This window comes from Pantoea sp. GABEPS69, assembly GCF_045780835.1.
GTDB classification, from domain to species: Bacteria; Pseudomonadota; Gammaproteobacteria; order Enterobacterales; family Enterobacteriaceae; genus Pantoea; species Pantoea septica.
The window spans coordinates 2471776-2496281 of sequence record NZ_CP118618.1; the positions used below are offsets into that span (position 1 = coordinate 2471776).

The 24506-nt window shown below is 60.2% G+C and carries 19 protein-coding genes and 1 tRNA gene; 4 read left to right on the forward strand and 16 right to left on the reverse strand.

The annotated features are described in order from the left end of the window. Nucleotides 1-16: 16 nt before the first annotated feature. Nucleotides 17-1441: an alkaline phosphatase gene (gene phoA / locus PVE98_RS12150; RefSeq protein WP_096072951.1), complete on the reverse strand. Its 1425-nt coding sequence runs from the start codon at nt 1439-1441 to the stop codon at nt 17-19. A gap of 244 nt (nt 1442-1685) precedes the next feature. Between phoA and PVE98_RS12155 the strand changes: the two genes are divergently transcribed. Next, nucleotides 1686-1773, forward strand: a tRNA-Ser gene (locus PVE98_RS12155). 192 nt (nt 1774-1965) lie between these two features. Here PVE98_RS12155 and phoH read toward each other — a convergent pair. The 5 genes from phoH to putP all read right to left on the reverse strand — a co-directional run bounded on the left by phoH (nt 1966) and on the right by putP (nt 8159). Then, the gene (gene phoH, locus PVE98_RS12160; protein WP_033750871.1) at nt 1966-2754 is read right to left on the reverse strand and encodes a phosphate starvation-inducible protein PhoH; all 789 of its coding nucleotides are present in this window, start codon (nt 2752-2754) and stop codon (nt 1966-1968) included. Between the two features lie 505 nt (nt 2755-3259). After that, on the reverse strand, nt 3260-4534 hold the full coding sequence (gene efeB, locus PVE98_RS12165) for an iron uptake transporter deferrochelatase/peroxidase subunit (RefSeq protein WP_313619650.1): 1275 nt from the start codon (nt 4532-4534) through the stop codon (nt 3260-3262). Between the two features lies 1 nt (nt 4535). Then, nucleotides 4536-5657 (reverse strand): iron uptake system protein EfeO, encoded by a 1122-nt coding sequence (gene efeO, locus PVE98_RS12170; protein WP_096072949.1) that lies wholly within the window; start codon nt 5655-5657, stop codon nt 4536-4538. A gap of 4 nt (nt 5658-5661) precedes the next feature. Further along, nucleotides 5662-6495, reverse strand: coding sequence for an iron uptake transporter permease EfeU (efeU, locus tag PVE98_RS12175; RefSeq protein WP_096072948.1), 834 nt, complete (start codon nt 6493-6495; stop codon nt 5662-5664). Between the two features lie 179 nt (nt 6496-6674). Then, nucleotides 6675-8159 (reverse strand): sodium/proline symporter PutP, encoded by a 1485-nt coding sequence (gene putP / locus PVE98_RS12180; RefSeq protein ID WP_033750882.1) that lies wholly within the window; start codon nt 8157-8159, stop codon nt 6675-6677. Between the two features lie 452 nt (nt 8160-8611). Here putP and putA point away from each other — a divergent pair, with 452 nt between their 5' ends. Then, on the forward strand, nt 8612-12562 hold the full coding sequence (gene putA / locus PVE98_RS12185) for a trifunctional transcriptional regulator/proline dehydrogenase/L-glutamate gamma-semialdehyde dehydrogenase (RefSeq protein ID WP_096072947.1): 3951 nt from the start codon (nt 8612-8614) through the stop codon (nt 12560-12562). Between the two features lie 108 nt (nt 12563-12670). On the opposite strand, the gene PVE98_RS12190 is transcribed toward putA, so the two are convergent. The 8 genes from PVE98_RS12190 to hinT all read right to left on the reverse strand — a co-directional run bounded on the left by PVE98_RS12190 (nt 12671) and on the right by hinT (nt 18835). Continuing rightward, a complete protein-coding gene (locus tag PVE98_RS12190) occupies nt 12671-13213 on the reverse strand; it encodes a glycine zipper 2TM domain-containing protein (RefSeq protein WP_033750889.1) in 543 nt (180 codons plus the stop codon). Nucleotides 13214-13506: 293 nt separating this feature from the next. Then, nucleotides 13507-14811 carry an NAD(P)/FAD-dependent oxidoreductase gene (locus PVE98_RS12195; protein ID WP_096072946.1) on the reverse strand — a complete coding sequence of 435 codons (1305 nt, stop codon included), beginning with the start codon at nt 14809-14811 and terminating at the stop codon, nt 13507-13509. 210 nt (nt 14812-15021) lie between these two features. Then, nucleotides 15022-15564 (reverse strand): alpha/beta hydrolase YcfP, encoded by a 543-nt coding sequence (ycfP, locus tag PVE98_RS12200; protein ID WP_096072945.1) that lies wholly within the window; start codon nt 15562-15564, stop codon nt 15022-15024. A 36-nt stretch (nt 15565-15600) separates the two neighbouring features. After that, nucleotides 15601-16644, reverse strand: a complete 1044-nt coding sequence (nagZ, locus tag PVE98_RS12205) for a beta-N-acetylhexosaminidase (protein WP_096072944.1) — start codon at nt 16642-16644, stop codon at nt 15601-15603. 35 nt (nt 16645-16679) lie between these two features. Further along, entirely contained in the window at nt 16680-17459 is a 780-nt protein-coding gene (gene thiK / locus PVE98_RS12210; RefSeq protein ID WP_096073891.1) for a thiamine kinase, read from the reverse strand. Between the two features lie 19 nt (nt 17460-17478). Continuing rightward, complete coding sequence (gene lpoB, locus PVE98_RS12215) at nt 17479-18084, reverse strand: penicillin-binding protein activator LpoB (protein ID WP_096072943.1); 606 nt, start codon at nt 18082-18084, stop codon at nt 17479-17481. 10 nt (nt 18085-18094) lie between these two features. Beyond that, nucleotides 18095-18463, reverse strand: coding sequence for a YcfL family protein (locus PVE98_RS12220; protein ID WP_033750903.1), 369 nt, complete (start codon nt 18461-18463; stop codon nt 18095-18097). A gap of 21 nt (nt 18464-18484) precedes the next feature. Further along, nucleotides 18485-18835, reverse strand: coding sequence for a purine nucleoside phosphoramidase (gene hinT / locus PVE98_RS12225; RefSeq protein ID WP_033750906.1), 351 nt, complete (start codon nt 18833-18835; stop codon nt 18485-18487). A gap of 353 nt (nt 18836-19188) precedes the next feature. Between hinT and PVE98_RS12230 the strand changes: the two genes are divergently transcribed. Beyond that, on the forward strand, nt 19189-20781 hold the full coding sequence (locus PVE98_RS12230) for an MFS transporter (RefSeq protein WP_096072942.1): 1593 nt from the start codon (nt 19189-19191) through the stop codon (nt 20779-20781). A gap of 9 nt (nt 20782-20790) precedes the next feature. Further along, nucleotides 20791-21930: a glycoside hydrolase family 105 protein gene (locus PVE98_RS12235; protein WP_033750912.1), complete on the forward strand. Its 1140-nt coding sequence runs from the start codon at nt 20791-20793 to the stop codon at nt 21928-21930. A 59-nt stretch (nt 21931-21989) separates the two neighbouring features. Here the strand turns inward: PVE98_RS12235 and ptsG are convergent, their stop codons facing one another. Both ptsG and PVE98_RS12245 read right to left on the reverse strand, forming a co-directional pair. Beyond that, entirely contained in the window at nt 21990-23423 is a 1434-nt protein-coding gene (gene ptsG / locus PVE98_RS12240) for a PTS glucose transporter subunit IIBC (protein WP_033750915.1), read from the reverse strand. 284 nt (nt 23424-23707) lie between these two features. Next, nucleotides 23708-24499 carry a metal-dependent hydrolase gene (locus PVE98_RS12245; protein ID WP_033750918.1) on the reverse strand — a complete coding sequence of 264 codons (792 nt, stop codon included), beginning with the start codon at nt 24497-24499 and terminating at the stop codon, nt 23708-23710. Between the last annotated feature and the right edge of the window lie 7 nt (nt 24500-24506).

The window sequence follows — 24506 nt, forward strand, 5'->3', positions numbered from 1 at the left end:
GGAGACGTTACTTCCCTTACTTCAGCGCCATCGCATCGCGCAGCGTAAAGAAGAGATCGGTCTGATCGGTCAGCCCCACCACGTTAGCCGCCCAGGGACCATAGGCTGCGACGCGCAGCTGCGTGCCGGTGTGGCCTTGCGAATCGGTATCGGAGTTGCCGTAGCTGATGGTCATTACCGCGCCGTCTTTGGTGTTCAGCGCCTGCGTCAGGCCGGGCGCTTTCGTCCCATTAGCGATAATCTGGCTGCTGTGCGCATGATCCGCCGTCACCACCACCAGCGTATTGCCCTCTTCGCGCGCAAACGCGAGCGCCTGCTGCACCGCTTCGTCGAGATCCACGGTTTCGCCGATCTGGCCGCACGGGTTCGCCGCGTGATCCTCTTTATCGATCGACGCGCCTTCAACCTGCAGGAAGAAGCCGTTCGGATTGGTTTTCAGCAGATCGATCGCTTTGGCGGTCATCTGCGACAGCGTCGGAGTCGCGACCGGGCGCTCTTTATTCACCTCGCAGGTCACTGCCGCCTGCTCGATGTTGCCATAGTGGCTCGCCTTCGGCCCTTTCCAGCGCACCGGCATATTGCCGTCGGCAAACAGGCCGAGCAGCGGTTTGTCCTTGTCGGCCACGGTAACGGCGTTGAGTCCCTGCCAGTCGCTCACCAGCTGGTATCCCAGCGCCTGCGCCTGTTCGCGCAGGGTTTTGCCCTGATAGTCGCCCGCTTTCGCCACCTCGTTAAAGGATTTCGCGCCGCCGCCCAGTACCACGTCGGCGCGGGTTTTCAGTATCTGCTCGCTGATCGAGCCTTTGCCGCCCTGCTCCAGCGCGTTGCTGGCGCACAGCTCGCTGGTTTTCTCCGGGCCGTAGCATTTGCGGCTGGTGACGTGCGCCATCAGCGCGGCGGGCGTAGCGTCCTGCAGCTCTGCGGTGGAGACGTTGCCGGTCGCTTTGCCTGCCGATTTGGCGATCTCCAGCAGGGTTTGCTGATCCTTGCCGTTGACGTCGACGCCGATGGCGCCGTTATAGCTTTTGGTGCCGGTGGCCCACGCGGTGGCGGATGCGGCGGAATCGGTCACGTAATCCGGCTTATGGGTTTTCTTGTCCAGCGAGTAATGGGTGTACTGGCCGGTAAGCGGCAGCGCATCAATGCCTTTAAAGAAGCCGCCTGCGCCCTCCGCCAGGTTGCGCGCCGCGGTGATCTCCGAGTCGCCCATGCCGTCGCCAATCAGCAGAATGACGTTTTTCGCCGTGGTGTTGCGCAGCGACGCTTTCAGCGCCTCGGTCTGATCGCCAGTCAGGCGACGCGCTCCGCCATGCTGGGTAATGTCGCCGGTGGCAGCACGCGAGTAGCCTGTATCTGCGGGCGTGCTGGCAGTTTCAGCGTGTACGGATAAACTCACCAGCGAGGCGAGCAGCGAACAGGTAAAGAGGCGCATCGGTTTCATCCTGTATTCCTTTATAAGAAAAATTTACCAGAAGTTTCAGGCGTTAAGTCTGTGATGCTTTGGTGACATTTTTGTGGCTGCGGGATTTCTTTTTGATGACAATCTGGCCGGAACGCGCAGGGATAAATCGATTCGAACAGAGCTTAAGCGGATAGAAAAAAAGAGAAAAATAGTGCTTGACCCTTTTGGGCCGACTCCCTATAGTAGCGCCCCGTTGACCCAGCAAGGTCAGCGGAAAAAATGTGGTGAGGTGTCCGAGTGGCTGAAGGAGCACGCCTGGAAAGTGTGTATACGGCAACGTATCGGGGGTTCGAATCCCCCTCTCACCGCCACAAATTCAAGAAAATGCCTGAACTAACGTTCAGGCATTTTTTTTGCATATTCCTCGATGAGAGGGGTATGAGAATCCCCGCCGGGGTTCGACAACGGGCGCAGCCCGTTGGACAGCGGAGCCTGCGATGCTGCCCCATAAAAAAACCCGGCTTGCGCCGGGTTTGCTTGCTACACAGACTTACTCAAATCAATCAACCATACGCATGCAGCGTGCGCTGACAGAGCGCCGAACGCACGCAGTCGTCTTTGCCGAAACGTACAATGCCGACCATCTCGTCCTCTTCGAACCGTGCCAGCGCGTCCGCGAGACCGGAAGAGACCCCAGCGGGCAAGTCGCACTGGGTAATATCGCCGTTAACAATCACCGTAACGTTTTCGCCAAGGCGCGTCAGGAACATCTTCATCTGGGCCGCGGTCACGTTTTGCGCCTCATCGAGGATCACCACCGCATTTTCAAAGGTACGACCGCGCATATAGGCGAAAGGCGCGATTTCCACCTTGCCAATTTCGGGTCGCAGACAGTACTGCATAAAGGAAGCGCCAAGACGTTTAACCAGAACGTCGTAGACCGGCCGGAAGTACGGGGCGAATTTTTCTGAGATATCCCCTGGCAGGAATCCCAGATCTTCATCGGCCTGTAGCACCGGACGTGTGACGATAATCCTGTCGATATCCTTATGTATCAGGGCCTCTGCCGCTTTCGCGGCGCTGATCCAGGTTTTACCGCATCCAGCTTCGCCGGTTGCAAAGATCAGCTGCTTCGATTCTATGGCCTGGAGATAGTGCGCCTGAGCATCGTTCCTGGCGGCGATCGGCGAACGGTCGCGCACGTCGCGCGCCATACCGATAGCATCCAGCCCACCCATCTGCACCAGCGAAGTGACCGATTCTTCTTCGCGCTGACGATGACTGCGAGAGTCACTACGAAGCACTCTTCTGGCTTCACGACGCGCTTTGATCACTGCTTTCTGTCTTCCCATAGTCGCACCTTACAGTTGGTTTCATTTCCCGCGTTGGGCCGCTGCCCGCCACGATTAACTGAACGCTTTAGAGGTTTGATTGGCTTCCTTTCGAGCCATGACGTACCGTTGATAAAGATGTGTCGCCGCACCGAGGCGCAAAGGCACACCGGTAAAATCGAAGATAGAGAAACAATTTGATAAAGAAGAAGAGGCTGTCGAAGGCGCGCATGCCCTCGCTGAAGAGTGTGGAACCTGAGGTAAAACTGTCTGTCCTGTAAAGGACCTTCCCATGCGCGACTCCAGTCTGCGATACAACACGCTTATCCATTAAACTGCACTAATTTTAACAGAGTTGGCAACATTAATTTTACGACCATACCCAGAATTCAGAAATAACAGCAACGGGCAGGCAGGCAAAAAAGGGCTTTCTCATAGCAATCAAGGGATTAGATTTTTAGGCGGGAAACAAATATTTTGCATGGCGCGCCGAAACCGCGCCGCCGATGCGGCGGCGCAGGTGTCGTCAGGCTTCCAGCAGCGGCTGTGCCAGATAGTGCTTAGCGTCGGGAACGCCCGGCAAAACAAAGAAGTAGCCGCCGCCGATGGGACGAACATACTCTTCCAGCGCTTCGCCGTTAAGCCGCTTCTGTACCGCGATAAAGCCTTTTTCCAGGTCGTGCTGATAGCAGACGAACAGCAGTCCCATATCGAGCTGCCCCGATGCGGTGGTGCCCGCCGAATAGCTGTAGCCGCGGCGCAGCATCAGGCTGCTCTCCGTCTCGGGCGTGCGCGGATTGGCCAGGCGGATATGGGCGTCGAGCGCGATAACCTCGCCATCCGGATCTTTCGTATAATCCGGCACGTCACGCTCGTGCTGCATGCCCAGCGGCGCGCCGCTCAGCTTGTCGCGGCCGAAGATGGCCTGCTGTTCGCCGAGCGGCGTGCGGTCCCACATCTCAACGCGGAAGCGAATAATCCGCGCCGCCTGATAGCAGCCGCTGCGCGTCCACGCCGGCTCGTCCTGATCGGCCGTCACCCACAGCAGCTTATCCATCAGCGGCTTATCCTGCGTGTCGGGATTGGCCGTGCCGTCCTTGAAGCCCAGCAGGTTGATGGGCGTCTCTTTCCCCTGGCTGCGCGCGGCGTGATCGGCGATAAAGCCTTCGCGCCGCCAGCGCACGCCCAGCAGATCGGGCGTGTATTTCACGATATCGCGCAGCGCGTGGATCACCGTGTCCTGGGTGTTGGCGCAGATCTGCAGCAGCAGATCGCCATGGCACTGGGCGGCATCCAGCGAATCGTTGGGAAAGCGCGTCATGCTTTGCAGCTTCTTCGGCTTCAGCGCCTGCAGGCCAAAACGCTCGTCGAACAGCGACGCGCCTACCGAAACCGTCATCGTCAGATTGTCCGGCGCGATCTCTGCCCCCAAAATGCCTGAATCCATCGGCGGCAGCTTAGGATTAGTCACCGCCGGCGCCGGACCGCCGCTGGTCAAAAAGGCGATGCGCGCGGTGAGCAGCTGAAACAAGCGCACCAGATCGGCCTTATCGCTGGCCAGCACGTCAAAGGCGACCAGCATCATCGACGCCTGCTGCGGCGTGATGATGCCCGCCTGATGCTCTCCGTAGAAAGGTTGCACCTGGCGTCGCGCGTCGGGCGCAACCGTACCGGGAGAAAAGCTGTCGGCCGCCGCGTGGAACGGGCAGCCGCCGCTCAGGGCGGCCGCGCCGCCCATCAGTCCCAGCCCTTTTAACAGGCGTCGCCGCGCGGGCTGCGCCTCATCCTGTTGACGACTCATATCAATCGAGACCTAAGGTACCGCGCAGTAAAGAGAGATCTTCCGCCAGCGCGGTAACCGGACCTTTCAGCGCATTGCGATCCGCGCTGGTGAGTTTTTCGTAGGAGGCGAAGCCCTCTCCCTCGCGATACTTGCCCAGAATGGCGTCGACTTTTTTGAAGTTACCGTCGACTTTCGCCAGCAGCTGCGGATTCGCCTGCTGCAGCTGCGGACGCAGCAGATCGACAATCTTTTGCGCGCCGTCGATGTTCGCCTGGAAATCCCACAGGTCGGTGCGGCTGTAGCGATCCTCTTCGCCGGAGATTTTACTGGAGGCGACCTCTTCGATTAGCCCGGCCGCGCCGCCGACCACTTTCACCGGCGGGAACGCCAGCTCGCTGATACGGGTCTGCAGATCCTGCACGTCGCGGTTGAGCTGGGTGGCGTAGCCCTCCATGCCTTTGGTGCTGTTATCGCTGAACAGCGCTTTTTCCAGGCGGTGGAAGCCGGTGAATTTCGGATCTTCCGCTTTCTTCTCGTAATCGTCTTCGCGCGCGTCGATGCTGCCGTCAAGATCGGAGAAAAGCTCGGCGATAGGCTCGATACGCTCGTAGTGCTGGCGGGTCGGCGCATAGAGCGCTCTCGCTTTCTCGATATCGCCCGCTTTAACCGCATGGGTAAAGGCTTCGGTGCTCGCCGCCAGCTGCGTTACTTCCTGCGTCACGTAGGCTTTATAGGCGGTGATGGGACCGGCCAATGCCAGCACGTCGGGTTTGCCCGCTTTCGCGGCTGGCGACGCCTCGCCCTGCACGATCAGTTTGCCTTTCGGATTGCTCAGCAGGCCGCAGGTCATCTCATACTCGCCCGGCTCAAGGTTAGCGGTGAGCTTCTGGCTGAAGCCCGGCGCGATATTTTCGCGCTCTTCCACCACCAGCACGCCTTTCAAAATCTCCCACTCCAGCGCTTTCTGACTGTTGTTCTTGATCAGAAACTGGGTTTTGCCTGGCTTGACCGTCAGCTGCATCGGTTCGCACTGGGTATCCGTCACGCTGACGGCGACCTGCGGAATATCGGCGGCCGCAGCGGTTCCCGTCAGCGCCAGCAGCGAAGCCAGCAGGGTTTTGCGGCGAAAGCGAATCATCATAGAGTTATCCCTGTTTAGTCGAGAGTTGGCGCGCCGGACGCGCCGGCAGTAAAAACAGCAGCAGCGCCGGAATAAGATAGAGAAAATAGGCCGCCACTTCGCTGACGCTCGGCGCTTCCTGATAGCCCAGCACGCCCTCAAGCAGCGTGCCCGCCAGCGAATGAGTAGAGAGCACGTTGCTCAGGTCGAATGCGACAGTCTGAAAATGGTTCCACAGGCCCGCCTCATGAAAGGCGCGCACAGCGCCCGCCGCCAGCCCGGCGGCGACGAACAGAATAAACAGGCTGCTCCAGCGGAAGAAGTGCGCCATATTCAGGCGTACGCCGCCCCAGTAGAGCAGCATGCCCAGTACTACCGCCGTCGCCAGCCCGAGCACGGCGCCCACAGGCGGCGCGTAGCCGACATCCTGGGTAAAAGCCGCCAGCAGAAAGAACACCGACTCCAGCCCTTCACGCGCCACGGCGAGAAACACCATCAGCACCAGCGCCAGCCCGCCGCGTCCGCTCTGATTCAGCGCCTGATCGACCGCCTGTTCAAGCTGCGCGCGCATATTGCGCGCCACTTTGCGCATCCAGAACACCATCGAGGTCAGGATCGCCACCGCGACCACGGCCACGATGCCCTCGAACAGCTCCTGCTGCTTCTGCGGGAATTCGCCGGTGGTCTGGTTGATGATAATGCCGAGCGCGAGGCAGAGCGCCGCCGCGATAAACACGCCCGCCCACAGCGCGGGAAACCAGCGGGTACGGCCGGTACGCTTCAGATAGCTGGCGATCAGGCTGACGATCAGCGCCGCTTCCAGGCCTTCGCGCAGCATGATAAGAAAGGGAACAAACATCGCCGACCTCTTGAATGTTAAGCAGCGTCAATCGCAGGTAAAGTTAGGTAAAATGCGAACGATACCGATTATCATTATCGCGCAGGAAAAAACAAGTAATGCAGCGAAATTATTTCTCCAGCTGAAGACGCAAAAAAGCCCGCTCCCCTACGGGAAGCGGGTTTGTATGTTGTAATGAATTATTTGGTCAGGTATTCCGCTTCGGCCGCGTCGAAACGCTGCTGCGCAGCGGCGGACGGCTCGCGACCCAGCAGGCTGAAGAGCACAATGGCGATGCTGGAGAAGGCGAAGCCCGGAATGATTTCATACAGGCCCAGCCAGCCATACTGTTTCCAGATCAGCACCGTCGCCGCGCCGATCACCATGCCCGCCAGCGCGCCGTTGCGTGTCATGCGTTTCCAGCAGACGCCGAACAGTACCACCGGACCAAAGGCGGCGCCGAAACCGGCCCAGGCGTAGCTTACCAGCCCCAGCACGCGGTTATCCGGGTTCGAGGCAAGCGCGATGGCGATCAGCGCCACCAGCAGCACCATGGCGCGGCCAAACCACACCAGCTCTTTCTGGCTGGCGTTTTTGCGCAGGAAGCCTTTATAGAGATCTTCGGTCAGCGCGCTGGAGCAGACCAGCAGCTGACAGCTGAGGGTCGACATCACCGCCGCCAGGATGGCCGAGAGCAGAATGCCGGCGATCCACGGATTGAACAGAATGCGCGCCAGCTCGATAAAGACACGCTCGCCGTTGCCGCTGACGTTCGCCGCCTGCTCCGGGTGGTTCTGGAAGTAGGCGATGCCGAAGAAGCCGACCGCCACCGCGCCTGCCAGGCAGAGCACCATCCAGGCCATGCCGATGCGGCGCGCAGTGCGGATCGAGCGATGCGAATCCGCCGCCATAAAGCGCGCCAGGATGTGCGGCTGACCAAAATAGCCTAGTCCCCAGCCCAGCAGCGAAATCACCGCGACGAAATCGAGCCCTTTCAGCATATTGAGGTTTTCGATGCTTTTCGCCTCAATGACCGCCAGCGAGTCGTCCAGTCCGCCAACGGCGACAATCACGATCACCGGCGTCAGGATCAGCGCGAAAATCATCAGGGTTGCCTGCACGGTATCGGTCCAGCTCACCGCAAGGAAGCCGCCCACCAGCGTATAAAGGATGGTCGCCGCCGCACCGGCCCACAGCGCGGTTTCATAGCTCATGCCAAAGGTGCTTTCAAACAGGCGCGCGCCCGCCACTACGCCCGAGGCGCAATAGATGGTGAAGAAGATCAGGATCACCAGCGCAGAGATAACGCGCAGGATTTTGCTTTTATCTTCGAAGCGGCTGGTGAAGAAATCGGGCAGCGTCAGGGCATTGTCATGGTGCTCGGTTTGCACGCGCAGACGCCCCGCTACGATCTTCCAGTTCAGCCAGGCGCCGATCGTCAGACCGATGGCGATCCAGCTTTCCGAAATGCCGGAGAGAAAAATCGCGCCCGGCAGCCCCATTAGCAGCCAGCCGCTCATATCAGAGGCGCCCGCCGACAGCGCGGTCACAAAACTGCCCAGACTGCGGCCGCCCAGAATGTAATCGTCGAAGTTTTTGGTGGAACGGTAAGCGATGAAGCCTATCAGCACCATCCCAAGGATATAAATTAAAAAAGTCACCAGCATCGGTGTGCTTACACTCATTCGTCTCTCCACTTTATAGTTGATTTCCCGAGAGAAACCGCACGCTGTGGCCGCGTCGGAACGGGACGGGGCCGCAGGTTTTTTTCCAGATTCAGGCGCCTGCTCTTTCCTGAGGCGCGGTATCCTGCCGGAAAGGCGCGATGCGCACAATGGATTTAACACAGGCATTACAGCGATTTCACCTGTTAATCACTAAATTTTGTTAACAGGTTGCACTCGCTCACAGTTCCACAGTTGCACCCCGGTAAACCGCCTACAGTGCAGTAAGTTAGCGCCGCGCAATTGTGGCGAGATTCTTGCAGCAAGTTCCATGCCGCCTTTTCGAGCGTTAACAAATTAATCATTAAAAAGGCTGTTAAGCAGGTCACACTTAACACGGTTGCACAAAGTTGCAACATCAGAGATAGTGCTGGCCACGCAGTATGAGAGCTAAAGACAGGAGCAGACAGGTCATGGGCACGACAACGATGGGGGTGAAGCTGGATGAGGCCACCCGCGAACGCATTAAACTGGCGGCGCAGAAGGTTGACCGCACGCCGCACTGGCTGATTAAGCAGGCGATTTTCAACTACCTCGGCCAGCTGGAGAGCGGCGACGCCCTGCCGGAGGTCCCCATGACGGCGGGCGCGCAGGTAGAGCAGGAAGAGATCGCCCCGGAAGAGACGCATCAGCCGTTCCTCGATTTCGCCGAGCATATTCTGCCGCAGTCTGTGGCGCGCGCCGCGATCACCGCCGCCTGGCGTCGCCCCGAGACCGACGCGGTGCCGATGCTGCTGGAGCAGGCGCGTCTGCCGGCGGCGCTGGCGGAGAAAACGCATCAGCTCGCCTACAGCCTCGCCGACAAGCTGCGGCACCAGAAAGGGGCAACCGGACGCGCCGGCATGGTGCAAAGCCTGCTGCAGGAGTTCTCGCTCTCCTCTCAGGAGGGCGTGGCGCTGATGTGCCTGGCGGAAGCGCTGTTGCGTATTCCCGATAAGCCGACGCGCGACGCGCTGATCCGCGACAAAATCAGCAACGGCAACTGGCAGTCGCATCTGGGCCGCAGCCCTTCTCTGTTCGTTAACGCCGCCACCTGGGGTCTGCTGTTTACCGGACGTCTGGTCTCCACGCACAACGAAGCCAATCTGTCGCGCTCGCTGAACCGCATTATCGGCAAGAGCGGCGAGCCGCTGGTGCGCAAAGGCGTCGATATGGCGATGCGCCTGATGGGCGAACAGTTTGTTACCGGCGAAACCATCGCCGAGGCGCTGGCGAACGCGCGCAAGCTGGAAGAGAAAGGCTTCCGCTACTCCTACGATATGCTGGGCGAAGCGGCGCTGACCGCCAGCGACGCCAAAGCCTACCTGGTCTCCTACCAGCAGGCGATCCACGCTATCGGCAAAGCCTCTAACGGACGCGGCATTTATGAAGGCCCCGGCATCTCGATCAAGCTTTCCGCCCTGCACCCGCGCTACAGCCGCGCGCAGTACGATCGCGTGATGGAGGAGCTCTACCCTATTCTGAAATCCCTGACGCTGCTGGCGCGCTCTTACGACATCGGCATCAATATCGACGCCGAAGAGGCGGATCGCCTCGAGCTGTCGCTCGATCTGCTGGAGAAGCTCTGCTTTGAGCCGGAGCTGGAGGGCTGGAACGGCATCGGCTTCGTGATCCAGGCCTATATGAAGCGTTGCCCGTTCGTCATCGACTCGCTGATCGATCTGGCGCAGCGCAGTCGCCGCCGCCTGATGATCCGCCTGGTGAAAGGCGCCTACTGGGACAGCGAAATCAAACGCGCCCAGGTGGAAGGTCTCGAAGGTTATCCGGTCTATACCCGCAAGGTCTACACCGATATCTCCTATCTCGCCTGCGCGCGCAAGCTGCTGGCGGTGCCGAACCTGATCTATCCGCAGTTCGCTACGCACAATGCCCATACGCTGGCGGCCATCTACCAGCTGGCGGGCAATAACTACTATCCGGGCCAGTATGAGTTCCAGTGCCTGCACGGCATGGGCGAACCGCTCTACGAGCAGGTGGTCGGCAAAGTGGCGGACGGCAAGCTCAATCGTCCGTGCCGTATTTATGCGCCGGTGGGCACCCATGAAACCCTGCTCGCCTACCTGGTGCGTCGCCTGCTGGAAAACGGCGCCAATACCTCTTTCGTTAACCGTATCGCCGATACCTCGCTGCCGATTGACGAACTGGTGGCCGATCCGGTGGCGGCAGTGGAAAAACTGGGCGCGAGCGAAGGGGCGATTGGCCTGCCGCATCCCAAGATCCCGCTGCCGCGCGATCTCTACGGCGCGGGACGCAGCAACTCGGCGGGCATCGATATGGCCAACGAACATCGTCTGGCGTCACTCTCCAGCGCCCTGCTGAGCAGCGCCGCGCAGCCCTGGCTGGCGCAGCCAATTATCGACGGCGAGCTGGGCGACGGCGAAACCCGTCCGGTAATCAATCCAGCCGCGCCGGGCGATATCGTCGGTCAGGTGCGTGAAGCCAGCGAAGCGGAAGTGTCGCTGGCGCTGGATGCGGCGGTGAACGCCGGTCCAATCTGGTTCGCGACGCCGCCGGACGAGCGCGCGGCGATCCTCGATCGCGCCGCGCAGTATATGGAAGACGGCATGCAGCAGCTGATCGGCATTCTGGTGCGCGAAGCGGGCAAAACCTATAACAACGCCATCGCCGAAGTGCGCGAAGCGGTTGATTTCCTGCGCTACTACGCCGGTATGGTGCGTGACGATTTCGACAATGAAACGCATCGCCCGCTTGGCCCGGTGGTCTGTATCAGCCCGTGGAACTTCCCGCTGGCGATCTTTACCGGCCAGATCGCGGCCGCGCTGGCGGCGGGCAATAGCGTGCTGGCCAAGCCGGCGGAGCAGACTCCGCTGATCGCCGCGCAGGCGGTGCGCATTCTGCTGGATGCCGGCGTGCCTGCGGGTGTGCTGCAACTGCTGCCGGGCGACGGCGAAACCGTTGGCGCGCAGCTGACGCGCGACGCGCGCGTGCGCGGCGTGATGTTTACCGGCTCTACCGCGGTGGCGACGCTGCTGCAGCGCAACCTGGCCGGCCGCCTGGATCCCCAGGGCCGTCCGACGCCGCTTATCGCCGAAACCGGCGGGCTTAACGCGATGATCGTCGACTCTTCCGCGCTGACTGAACAGGTGGTGGTGGATATCCTCGCCTCGGCGTTCGACAGCGCCGGACAGCGCTGTTCGGCGCTGCGTCTGCTCTGCATCCAGGAGGATGTGGCGGATCACACCCTGAAAATGCTGCGCGGCGCGATGGCCGAATGCCGCATGGGCAATCCAGAGCGTCTCTCTACCGATATCGGCCCGGTGATCGACGCCGAGGCGAAGGCCAATATCGAGCGCCATATCCAGGCGATGCGCAACAAAGGCAATGCCGTCTACCAGGCGGTGCAGGAGCATCCGCAGGATCGCGCGGAGTGGCAAAGCGGCACCTTTATCAAGCCGACGCTGATCGAGCTCGATCAGGTCAGCGATCTCGATAAAGAGATCTTCGGCCCGGTGCTGCACGTGGTGCGCTTCGCGCGCAATGCGCTGCCGCAGCTGATCGACCAGATCAACGCCGGCGGCTACGGCCTGACGCTGGGCGTGCATACCCGCATTGATGAAACCATCGCGCAGGTCACCGCCAGCGCTAAAGTCGGCAACCTCTACGTTAACCGCAATATGGTGGGGGCCGTGGTCGGCGTGCAGCCGTTCGGCGGCGAAGGACTCTCCGGCACCGGCCCGAAAGCGGGCGGCCCGCTCTATCTCTACCGCCTGCTCTCCAGCCGCCCGGAAACGGCGCTGAGCACCACCTTTGATCGCCAGGACGCCGAGCGTCCAGCGGACGGCACGCTGCGCGAGGCGCTGCTGGAGCCGCATAAAGCCCTGGCGGCCTGGGCGCAACAGGACAAGCCGGAACTGGCCGCGATCTGTCAGCGCTACGCCACGCTGGCGCAGGCGGGCACCGTGCGGCTGCTGACCGGTCCGACCGGCGAGCGCAACACCTTCTCGCTGCTGCCGCGCGAACGCGTGCTTTGCCTCGCCGATAACGAGCAGGACGCGCTGGTGCAGCTGGCGGCGGTGACCAGCGTCGGCAGTCAGGCGCTCTGGCCGGACGATGAGCTGCACCGCAAGCTGCGCCAGGCGCTGCCGCAGGCGGTACAGGCGCGCATCGCGCTGGCGAAAGATCTGTTCGCCACCCATTTCGACGCGGTGATCTACCACGGCGACGCCGATCAGCTGCGCACGCTGTGCGAGCAGATCGCGGCGCGCGACGGCGCGATTGTGTCGGTGCAGGGCTTCGCCCGCGGCGATACACAGCTGCTGCTGGAGCGTCTGCTGATTGAGCGCTCGCTGAGCGTCAACACCGCGGCGGCCGGCGGCAACGCCAGCCTGATGACCATCGGTTGATTAATCTCGCCGGCGGATAAGCCGGCATAAAGAGCAAAGCTAAAAAAAAGGCACATCGTAAGATGTGCCTTTTTACTATGTGTGTGCTGTGTGGGAATCTTTGCCCAGTTAAGCCTGATTGCTGTTCAGGATGAGCTGGCCGTTACGGTCCAGCGGGATGCGGGTGCCAGGGTCGTTTTCCATGCGGATTTTGCCCTGCTGGTCGCCTATTTTATAGGTCACGTCATAACCCAGCATCTTTTCTTGCTTATCGTATACCGTTTTGCAGCGCTGCTCTGAGGTGGTGTAGGTGTCGCGATCCTGCAAACCGCCCTGCACCTGGTTGCCGGCGTAGCCGCCCGCCAGCGCGCCTGCGACCGTCGCCACATCGCGTCCCCGTCCGCCGCCGAACTGATGACCCAGCACGCCGCCTGCGACCGCGCCCAGCACCGAACCGGCGATGCGGTTCTCATCCTGTACCGCGCGACGATGGGTCAGCGTCACGTTGCGACATTCCTGACGCGGCTGCTTAATGCTCTCTTTGATTGGCGTCGCTGAAAGCACTTGCGCATACTGCGGACCACGGTCAAATACATCCATGCTGGCAACGGCGGCCACACCTAAAGCTGCTGCAACGCCGATACCGATACCCGCTAACATTGATTTATTCACAGGATTGTCCTCCTGAAGTTGTTACCGTGCATGCGTGCCGCGACGATGTCCCCTGTCGCTATGGCACAGAACGGCGTGCACGACCCGCCGTATCGTTGCAGGAAGTTTTGCAGATGGCCCGAAATTGCAACATCAGATTAATGGAGGAAAACGCACCGGAAGCGGATCAGGACCAGCTTTTCGGAGAGTTCTGAGCAGAATGAACCGCAGAGTTTAGATTAATTTGCGTTATGTCTCAGGAGCTTAACCAACGCCGGAAAGGGGAAAAGGCGGCTTGCGCCGCCTGGAAATCATTAGTGCAGCTTGAGGCGCGGACGGATCACGCGGTTAAGGCTGCCTACCAGCATCATCAGGCCGGTCTTGAAATAGCCGTGGAGCGCAATCTGATGCATACGATATAAAGAGATGTAGACAAAGCGCGCGATGCGGCCCTCTACCATCATGGAGCCGCGCATCAGGTTGCCCATCAGGCTGCCCACGGTACTGAAACGCGACAGCGACACCAGCGAGCCGTGATCTTTATAGACGTAGGCTTTCAGCGGCTTGCCGCTACGCTGGGCGAGGATATTCTCCATCGCGCGCGATGCCATCTGGTGCGCCGACTGGGCGCGCGGCGGCACAAAGCCGCCCGACGGCAGCGCGCAGGAGGCGCAGTCGCCGATGGCGTAGATATCGTCATCCAGCGTGGTTTGCAGCGTCTCTTTCACCACCAGCTGGTTGATGCGGTTGGTCTCCAGCCCGCCAATCTCTTTCAGGAAGTCCGGCGCTTTAATACCCGCCGCCCATACCATCAGATCCGCCTCGATAAATTCGCCGCCTTTGGTGTGCAGACCGTTTTTATCGGCGCTGGTCACCATGGTTTGCGTCAGCACGCGCACGCCCAGCTTGGTCAGCTCGCTGTGCGCCGCGGCAGAGATGCGCGGCGGCAGCGCAGGCAGAATACGCTCGCCCGCTTCCACCAGCGTGACGTTAAGCGCTTCGCTGCTCAAACCTTTATAGCCGTAGCTGTGCAGCTGCTTGACCGCGTTGTGCAGCTCGGCTGACAGCTCGACGCCGGTCGCCCCGCCGCCGACGATAGCGATATTGACCTTCTCCAGCCGGCCTTCGCTGGCGGAGAATTTCAGGAACTGGTTCAGCATCTCATTGTGGAAACGCTGCGCCTGGTGCGGGTTGTCGAGGAAGATGCAGTGATCTTTCACGCCCGGCGTGCCGAAATCGTTCGAGGTGCTGCCAAGCGCCATCACCAGGGTGTCGTAGGCCACCTCGCGCTGCGGCACCAGCACTTCGCCGTTGTCGTCGCGCATCTCCGCCAGCTCAATGGTTTTGCGCTCGCGATTGATATTGGTCAGCGAGCCGAGCTGGAACTGAAAGCCGTGATTGCGCGCATGCGCCAGATAGCTCAACGCATCGATGCCTTCGTCCATCGATCCGGTCGCCACTTCGTGCAGTAGCGGCTTCCACAGGTGGCTGTGGTTGCGATCTACCAGAATAATCTCGGCCTTTTTCTTGCGGCCCAGCTTGTGACCCAGCTGCGTTGCCATCTCCAGCCCGCCCGCGCCGCCACCGACAATAACGATTTTTTTCATGGATGTAGTCAACAAGACCCCCTCAAAATGTGAACCAATAGTTAATCAATGGTTAAATTAAACCTTAATAAACATAGGGTTGGCGAAGTTAAAATCGCTGCTGAAGGCAGAATAGCATGGGCAGGGAAGATGGTCATACCAAAATTGATTTACATCAATTACTCGGCGGATAACTCAGATTAATACGCAAAACGCGCGGGCGCCCGGCTGGCGCCCGCATGCTTAACCTAATGTTTTAAAAGCGTTAATTCGCTGAAGATGCGGAGAGATGTTCCTGAACTTATGGCCTTCTTGCTCATCCCAGACAATTTCGTAGAAAGGGTGCAGCGTCTCTGCGCTGCGCTGGCTATCTAACGCCTCGTCGCGGCGCGACAGAAACACCAGGCAGCGATCGCGGTTCTTTTCGCGAAAGTCGCTGACGCATTTGGTGGCGATGTCGAGATACTCTTCCGGCCGGTCGATTTTTCCCTCCATATTTTCGAAGGGAAAGAGATTGGGATTGAAAATCGCCTGGCGAATGCCGCAGAGAAAGCCAATGCGCTCCGCCCAGTAACCACCTAGCCCGACGCCGCATATCAGCGGCTGGGCGCCGCCGCCGCGCGTCAGCAGCTTGTCGGTCTCTTTCAGCAGGAACTGCATATCGTGTTTAGGGTGGCGGGTGCTGTAGCCGATCATCCTGACGTCAGGATCGATAAACTGCAGCTGCAGCACCTTTTCATGGTTGCCCGGACTGTTGGAATCGAAACCGTGCAGATAGATAATCATGACACTCCTCAGCGTTGTGCGCGCCGGGAGGAGAGATTACTTCCCTGACGCTTTGTGTTCCAGCCAGCGCGCCTGCAGGTTGCTCAGCTGCTGCGCGTTCTGCTTCCAGCGCGCGCTCTGCTGCAGACTCTGGCGGGTAAAGGTTCCCCGATGGTACAGCCGCGGCACGCGTTCGGCGCCGATCGCGATCAAATTATCCAGCACGCTGATCGCGCCTGCGCGATGGTTGCAGACCAGGATCATGTCGCACCCGGCCGACAGCGACTGCTGCGCGCGCTCCGCGTAGCTGCCCATGATGGCGGCGCCCTCCATCGAGAGATCGTCAGAGAAGATAACGCCGTCAAAGCCCAGTTCTTCCCGCAGCACCCTCTTCAGCCAGTAAGGCGAACCGCTGGCGGGCAGCGGATCCACCTCAGTATAGATAACGTGCGCCGGCATGACCGCATCCAGCGCGCCCTCGTCGAACAGCGCCTGGAAAATCGCCATGTCGTGACGACGCAGCGTCTCCAGATCGCGCGGGTCGCGCGGCGTCTCTTTGTGCGAGTCGGCGCTGACCGCGCCGTGGCCGGGAAAATGCTTGCCGGTGGTTTTCATGCCCGCTTCATGCATGCCGGCGATAAAGCGGCGCGCCATCGCCAGCGCAATCTGCGGATCCTCATGGAAGGAGCGGTCGCCGATCGCCGCGCTGATATGGCCGAGGTCCAGCACCGGCGCGAAGCTGATGTCGATATCCATGGCGATCATCTCCGCCGCCATCTGCCACCCTGCCTGCTGCGCCAGCTCGCCGCCGCTTTCTGCATCGTGCAGCGCCGCGAAAGACTGCATCGCGGGCAGCGTGGTGAAACCGTCGCGGAAGCGCTGGACGCGTCCGCCCTCCTGGTCGACCGCTACCACCAGCCGCGAGCGCGACGCGCTGCGGATCTGGCGCACCAGTTCAGCCAGCTGCGCCGGATCGTGGTAGTTGCGCGCGAAGAGGATCACGCCCCCGACGGTAGGATGCCGCAGGATCTCGCGCTCTTCGGCGTCCAGTTCAAAACCTTCGACATCCAGCATCAGCGGGCCGGGAAGTTGTGTCGTCATAATCAGTTCCTGACGCGGCGCTCTCGCCGCGCGAATTAAAGGGTTTGCCAGCTCTGCCGCGCCAGCTGACGCAGCTCCGCATCGTCGCTCTGCTCGGCGCGCAGCTGATACCAGCTGGCCATCAGCAGCCGCAGCCAGGGCTGCCAGCGCGCAACCTGCCGCGCCAGCGCCGCTGGCGGCAGGCGCGCCGCCTCGGCATAGGCCGCCAGCCAGCTCTCTGCCCGCTCGGGATCGGCGGCGCACAGCGCCGCCAGCTCCAGCGCCACGTCGCCATCGGCGGCGTACTCCCAGTCGATCAGGTGCAGCCCTTCCGCATCCGCGATCAGGTTGCCAGCATGGACATCCATATGCAGCGGCGCCATCCGCAGCGGCGCGGGTTCACCCGCACGCGCCAGCTGACGCAGGGCGCGCTGCCAGCCCAGATGCCGCTGTCGGCACAGCTGCCAGTAGCGCAGCAGCAGCGGCAGCAGCTGCAGGCGGTAGCCCGTCGGCGGCTGGCGATGCAGCCGCAGCAGCAGCGCCACCACCTCGTCGCGCCGCTGGTGAAACGTCTGCGGCGACAGCGGTTCGCCCACGCGCCACGGCAGCAGCAGCAGCTGCGCGTCGCCGAGCAACGGACGCGGCGTCAGGCCGCTGGGATGCAGTTTGCGCAGCAGGCGGGCTTCGCGCTGGCGATCGACAAAGGGGATCGGCGGCTGCGGCGCAGGGCGCGCGACAAACGCGCCCTGCCCGCTTTCCAGTTTACTGCTGTGGCCGGTGAGCCCCTGCAGCGGCGCAGCCTTCTCCAGCGCGACACCCGGCAGCCGTTTTTCTATGCGCGCCAGCTGTGAGGGATCAATTCTGGGCGACACCTTTGCCTGACCAGACGATCTCGCCGGTCTGCACCAGCATCAGCTGCATCTGCAGCGTCGGGGTTTTCACGTCGCCCTGCGCGGTGCTGTAGAGCACATACTGCGCGTTCAGCGTGCGGGCCAGGCCAATCGCTTTGCTGCGCGAGTTCAGGCTGTCGTCTGGCGACAGGCCCAGCGTCTGCTTGGCCTGCGCCAGCTGATCGTTGGTCACCAGCGTAAACTTGCCGTTGTTGGCCAGCGCGTTTTGAATCGCGTCGGTGGCTTTTTCGCTTTGCAACGCGCCGTTGGTGCTGTTTTTAATGCGATCGACCATCAGCACGCTGCCCGGCGTGACGCCGTTGGCGGAACCCAGCATCTGCGCCACCAGCGGCTGCACGCTGGCGTCCCAGTTAATGGTTTTCAGCTTCGGTGGCTGCGGCACAGGCTGCGTCGGCTCTGGCACGGGCTGCGGCTGCGGCACGGGCTGCGGCTGAGTAGGTTCGGCGGGCTGCGTCGGTTCAACGGGCGCAGGCTGCTGCTGTTTAATTACGCAGCCGGAAAGAATGAGCGCCATCAGGAGCGCTCCGGAACGAGGGAGTCGGCGAATCACTTAACAATCCTCAGAGATAAAGGTAGAGACGAACCTTGCTGGCCGTCAGGTTGCCCATTTGGGAAGCGGCGACAATGCTGCCGTGCGCCGGAACGGTGACCCGCTGCGCCGGTTCGCCCGGCATAATTTCCAGCCCTTTGTCGTCGTACCAGTAATAACGATAGTGAATCACCACCGGCGTCTCGCGCTGATTATAGAGCACGCTGCGCGCGCGCTGCTGCCCATCTTGCTCGTCTACCACCGGCTCGTCGGTGATGATGCCGGCAGAGAGCACAGAGGACTCCATCACCAGCGACTGCGACGTGTCGATCATCGGTTTATCGCTGCTGCAACCTGCCAGAGTCAGCAGGAGCGGCAGGCCTGTCAGCCATTGACGCATAACTCGCTTCCGTATGGAGGATCAGTCGGCCAGCATCGGACCCAGCGGACGTCCGCCGAGTAAATGCATATGAATGTGATAAACCTCCTGACCGCCGTGACGATTGCAGTTAACGATCAGCCGATAGCCGTCTTGATCGATGCCTTCGGCGCGCGCGATTTTCGCGGCAACGGTAAACAGGCGGCCCAGCGCCTGCTCATGAGCGGGCAGCGCGTCGTTAGCGGTGGGGATCAACACGTTGGGGACAATCAAAATATGCGTCGGCGCTTTGGGAGAGATATCACGAAACGCAGTGACCAGTTCATCCTGATACACCACGTCGGCAGGGATTTCGCGACGGATGATTTTACTGAAAATCGTTTCTTCAGCCATGGTGCATTTCCTTAAGCCTGATGGACAGTCAATCAGTATGCGTGAGGAATTTGTTTTCTTTCAAGCTCAGGACCACTTTTCCCCGATTAACTGCCTGCCTTTGCGCCATTTTCACCGCTTCTTTTAACTGTGCGCCGCTTCGCAAATTCCTGCCCTGCCCGAAGATAAAATGAAACGCTGTTTCATAAATTAGAAACGCGCCGCCCTTTTCTTTGCTTCATTGCCAGCCAGAGGCGACGCCTGTCGAAATCGCGAAGGTTTGCCCCGCGCTGCGGCTCTACTTTCTATCTATTCCGAGTGTGTGGTCCGGATAACAAAGGATGTAATGACTATGGCTACAAAGGAGCATCCGTATGCGCTCACGTAAAATTGGTTTTGGCCACTATCTGGCTTACGGCTCCGGGGATTTTCTCGGCGCAGGCACCACGGCGCTTACCGCCGCCTGGCTGCTCTATTTTTATACCACCTTCTGCGGTCTGACGCCTATCGAAGCGACCTTTATCTTCGCCGCCGCGCGCGTGCTGGACGCGGTGGTCAGCCCGCTGATGGGCTTTCTGACCGATAACTTCGGCTCGACCTGGCTGGGCAAGCGCTTCGGCCGCCGCAAATTCTTTATTCTGCTCGGCATTCCCTGCGTCTTCAGCTACAGCCTGATGTGGATCGGCGATATGAGCTTCTGGTGGTATCTCGCCACCTATCTGCTGTTCGATATGGTCTACACCATGATTCTGGTGCCCTATGAAACCCTGGTGCCGGAGATGACCGACGATTTCAAACAGAAGACCCGCTTTTCCGGCGCGCGTATCGCGCTGGCGCAGCTGTCGGCGATTCTTGCCGCCTTCCTGCCGGGCATTTTGATCGGCGCGCTGGGCAAAGATAATCCGCTCTCCTTTTTCTACGCCAGCCTGGTATTTTCCATTATCTGCGCGCTGGTGCTGACGCTGGTCTGGCTCTTTACCTGGGAGCGCGATCCCGGTGATTTCTCCGAGGAGTCGCGTCGCGCTGAAGAGGAGAAGCGGCAGCTGTCGCTGATGCAGAGCCTGAAGCGTCTCTATGTCGAACTCGCCTCTACGCTGCGCATCCGCATTTTCCGTCAGCATCTCGGCATGTATCTGGGCGGCTATATCGCGCAGGATGTCTTTAACGCCGTCTTCACCTGGTATGTGGTGTTCGTGCTGATGCAGAGCGCACAGATCGCTTCCAACCTGATGGGCACTATGGCGGTGTTACAGTTTGTCGCCGTGATGGGCATGATCCCGCTCTGCATCCGTATGGGGCCGGCGCCAGCCTACCGTCTGGTCGTCACGCTGTTCGGCATTGCTGCCCTCTCTTACGCCGGCCTCTGGTATGCGGGCATGAACGACAGCTTCTCGCTGCTGCTGCTGATCTCCGCGCTGGCTGGTCTGGGACGCGGCGGCATCAACTATGTGCCCTGGAATATCTACACCTATATCGCCGACGTCGACGAGGTGATTACCGGTCAGCGCCGCGAGGGGATTTTCGCCGGTATTATGACCCTGACCCGCAAAGCCTCACAGGCGGGCGCGGTGATGCTGGTCGGCATCGTGCTGCAGCTCTCCGGTTTCGTCTCCGGGCAGGCGACGCAACCGCCGGGCGTCAGCCATACCATTCTCGGTATCCTCAGCCTCGGTACGCTGTGCGTGCTGGCATGCGGCTTCCTGGTTTCGCTGCGCTTTAAACTCAATCTGCAGACCCACACCGTGCTGCGCGAAGAGACGCTGAAGATGCGCGAAGCTGACCGCGTCCTGCCGGAGCGCATCACGCCGGAAGCGCGAGAAATTGTCGAAACCCTGGCCGGCATGCCTTATGAGAATCTGTGGGGCAACAACAACATCGGCTTCCTTAACCGTCATAAACCGGCCGCGCCGCCGCTTAAGGCCGCGCGTCCGATCGCTTCTTCCCTTACTACGACCTTGAAACGATAGGAATGAACCATGACTGTATTTCCTGTGAAACAGAGTGCTCTTTTGTGCCAACCAGAATTTCTGCTGCCGCGCCGGGAGCTGTTGCAACTGATTCACAAGCTGACGCAAAACCTGGTGAACATCACTGACGAGACGGGAGAATTTTTGCTGCACCTCGATGACGGGCGCGTGATTGATACCAAAGGCTGGGCAGGCTGGGAGTGGACCCACGGCATCGGCCTCTACGGCATGCTCCACTATTATCAGCAAACCGGCGACCAGCAGACGCTGAGCATTATCGACGACTGGTTCGCCGCGCGCCTTGAGGAAGGCACGCCGACCAAGAACGTGAATACCGTCGCGCCTTTCCTGACGCTGGCCTATCGCTACGAAGAGACCGGCAACGCCGCCTGGCGGCCGGTGCTGGAGCGCTGGGCGGAATGGGTGATGTATGAGATGCCGCGCACCGAACAGGGCGGCCTGCAGCATATCGTCTACAACAATGAAAACCACCAGCAGCTCTGGGACGATACGCTGATGATGAGCGTGATGGCGCTGGCGAAAATCGGCCAGCTGCTGAATCGGCAGGAGTTTATCGAAGAGGCGAGCTATCAGTTCCTGCTGCATACGCAATATCTGATGGATCGCCAGACCGGGCTCTGGTTCCACGGCTGGAACTTCGAGGGCCGCCATAATTTCGCCAATGCGCGCTGGGCGCGCGGCAACAGCTGGCTCACCATCGTTATTCCCGATTTCCTGGAGATGATGAACTGGCCGGAACAGCATGCGACGCGCCGCTTCCTGCTGCAGGTGCTGGAGAGCCAGGTGAAAGCGCTGCGCGCCTGCCAGCATCCGAGCGGTCTGTGGCATACGCTTCTGGACGATCCTGATAGCTATCTGGAAGCGTCGGCGACCGCAGGCTTCGCCTACGGCATTATCAAGGCGGTGCGCAAGCGCTACCTCAGCGCGGATTATCTGCCCACCGGCCTGAACGCGCTGCGCGGCGTGATCGCCAATATCGACGAGGATGGCGAGCTGAAACAGGTTTCATTCGGCACCGCGATGGGCAGCGATCTCGACTACTACCGCAACGTGCCGCTAACCTCGATGCCTTACGGTCAGGCGATGGCGCTGCTGTGCCTGACGGAATACCTGCGCGTCTATCTCTGAACCCTTGATCGCCGATAAAAAAAAGCCCCGCTTGTGCGGGGCTTTTTTCTTATCACGCATTACATGCTGCGGATGTACTCATCCATATCGGTTTTCAGGTTATCTGACTTGGTGCCGAAAATCGCCTGAACGCCAGAGCCTGCCACCACCACGCCACGGGCGCCGAGGTTTTTCAGCTCGTTCTGGTTAACCTTGCTGACGTCCGCCACGCTGACGCGCAGACGAGTAATACAGGCATCCAGGTTGGTGATGTTCTCTTTGCCGCCGAAGGCGGAAACCAGCTTGCCCGCCATTTCGCTGCCGGTCGCTGAAGAGGACTCGGTGGTGGTCTCTTCACGGCCCGGCGTTTTCAGGTTCAGCTTCACAATCAGCACGCGGAAAATGGTGTAGTAAACCAGACCGTAGATAATGCCGACGATTGGGAAGAGCCAGATTTTGCTGCTGTTGCCGCTCAGTACGATAAAGTCGATCAGGCCGTGCGAGAAGCTGGTACCGTCACGCATGCCGAGCAGGATACAGATCGGGAACGCCAGACCGGCCAGAATCGCGTGGATCACGTAGAGGATCGGCGCAACGAACATAAACGAAAACTCGATCGGCTCGGTGATACCGGTCAGGAACGCGGTCAGCGCGGCGGAGATCATGATGCCGCCCACTTTGGCGCGGTTTTCAGGCTTCGCCGAATGCCAGATGGCGATTGCCGCCGCCGGCAGGCCGTACATTTTGAACAGGAAGCCGCCAGAGAGTTTGCCCGCAGTCGGATCGCCCGCCATATAGCGCGGAATATCGCCGTGGAATACCTGACCCGCCGCGTTGGTGAACTCGCCGATCTGCATCTGGAAAGGCACGTTCCAGATATGGTGCAGGCCGAAAGGCACCAGCGCACGTTCAACCACGCCATAGATACCGAATGCCACAACCGGGTTCTGATAGGCTGCCCACTGCGAGAACTCCTGAATCGCCGAGCCAATCGGCGGCCAGATAAAGGAGAGCAGCACGCCCAGCACGATCGCCGCCAGGCCGGAGATAATCGGCACAAAGCGCTTACCGGCAAAGAAGCCGAGATATTCCGGCAGCTTGATACGGTAGAAGCGATTGAACATATAGGCCGCTATCGCACCGGCGATAATGCCGCCCAGTACGCCGGTATCCGCCAGATGGTGCGCAGCAATCTCCTCAGCGGAGAGATGCAGCACCAGCGGCGCGACCACCGCCATGGTTTTCACCATGATGCCGTACGCCACCACCGACGCCAGCGCGGAGACGCCGTCGTTGTTGGTAAAGCCGAGCGCCACGCCGATAGCGAAGATAAGCGGCATATTAGCAAACACCGAACCGCCCGCTTCCGCCATCACGTGGGAAACGACGGCCGGCAGCCAGCTAAAGTTTGCCGAACCAACACCTAATAAAATGCCGGCGATCGGCAGAACCGATACCGGCAGCATGAGCGATTTACCGACCTTTTGCAGGTTCGCAAATGCGTTCTTGAACATAGCCTGAAGCTCCTGAGTATGAGTGCGATTTTGCGCAGTGCGCTGGGACGCGGGGGAGGATCCGCAACCCGTTTGACGGTGACCGCCTTTTAATTATTACGAAGGGTAAAATAAATAAGCCGGCGTTACTTTGACGACTATCACGTTTCCTGGATCGGCTCGCCCTGATATCAGTATATTCTGACTGACAGCGCCCGTTTTGCCCCCATAAAAGCGTAGCCCTGCGATAAAAAGCAGGGCATCAGTCGGTATTACCGAATTATTACAGGCTTTGAAATAAAACCTTAACCGCCGAGTCGGCTTAACGGCACCTGGAAAAGCGTCGAGAAGTTTTGCGTGGTCGCAGCAGCCAGCGTCTCGATATCGACCCCTTTCAGCACGGCGAGGTATTCCGCCACGTCGCGCGTATAGGCTGGCTGGTTCTCTTTGCCGCGATACGGCACCGGCGCCAGATAGGGAGAGTCGGTCTCCACCAGCATGCGATCCAGCGGCACATAGCGCGCCGCTTCGCGCAGCTGTTCGGCGTTACGGAAGGTAACGATACCGGAAAAGGAGATATAGAAGCCCATATCGAGCAGCTTCGCCGCCGTCGCCTGATCCTCAGTAAAACAGTGCAGCACGCCGCCGCAGCGCTCAACCTGCTCTTCACGCAGAATCGCCAGCGTATCGTCGCGCGCGTCGCGGGTATGCACGATAATCGGCTTGTTCAGCGCGATGCCGGTACGGATATGCTCGCGAAACGACGCCTGCTGCTGCGCTTTGGTTTCCTGTTGATAATAGTAGTCGAGGCCGGTTTCGCCCAGCGCCACCACGCGCGGATCGGCGGCCAGACGACGAAACTCCTCGACGTCGTACGGCTCTTCCTGATTCAGCGGGTGCACGCCAACCGAGAGCGCGATATTTTCACGCTCGCCCACCAGCGCCTTCAGGGTATGAAAACCCGGCAGCGTGGTGGCTATCGCCAGCATAAACTTCACGTCGCGCGCGGCGGCTTTGGCCAGCACATCGTCGAGGTCACGATGGTTCTTTTCATAATCCAGGCCATCAAGATGGCAGTGTGAATCCACAATAAACATAAGGTGT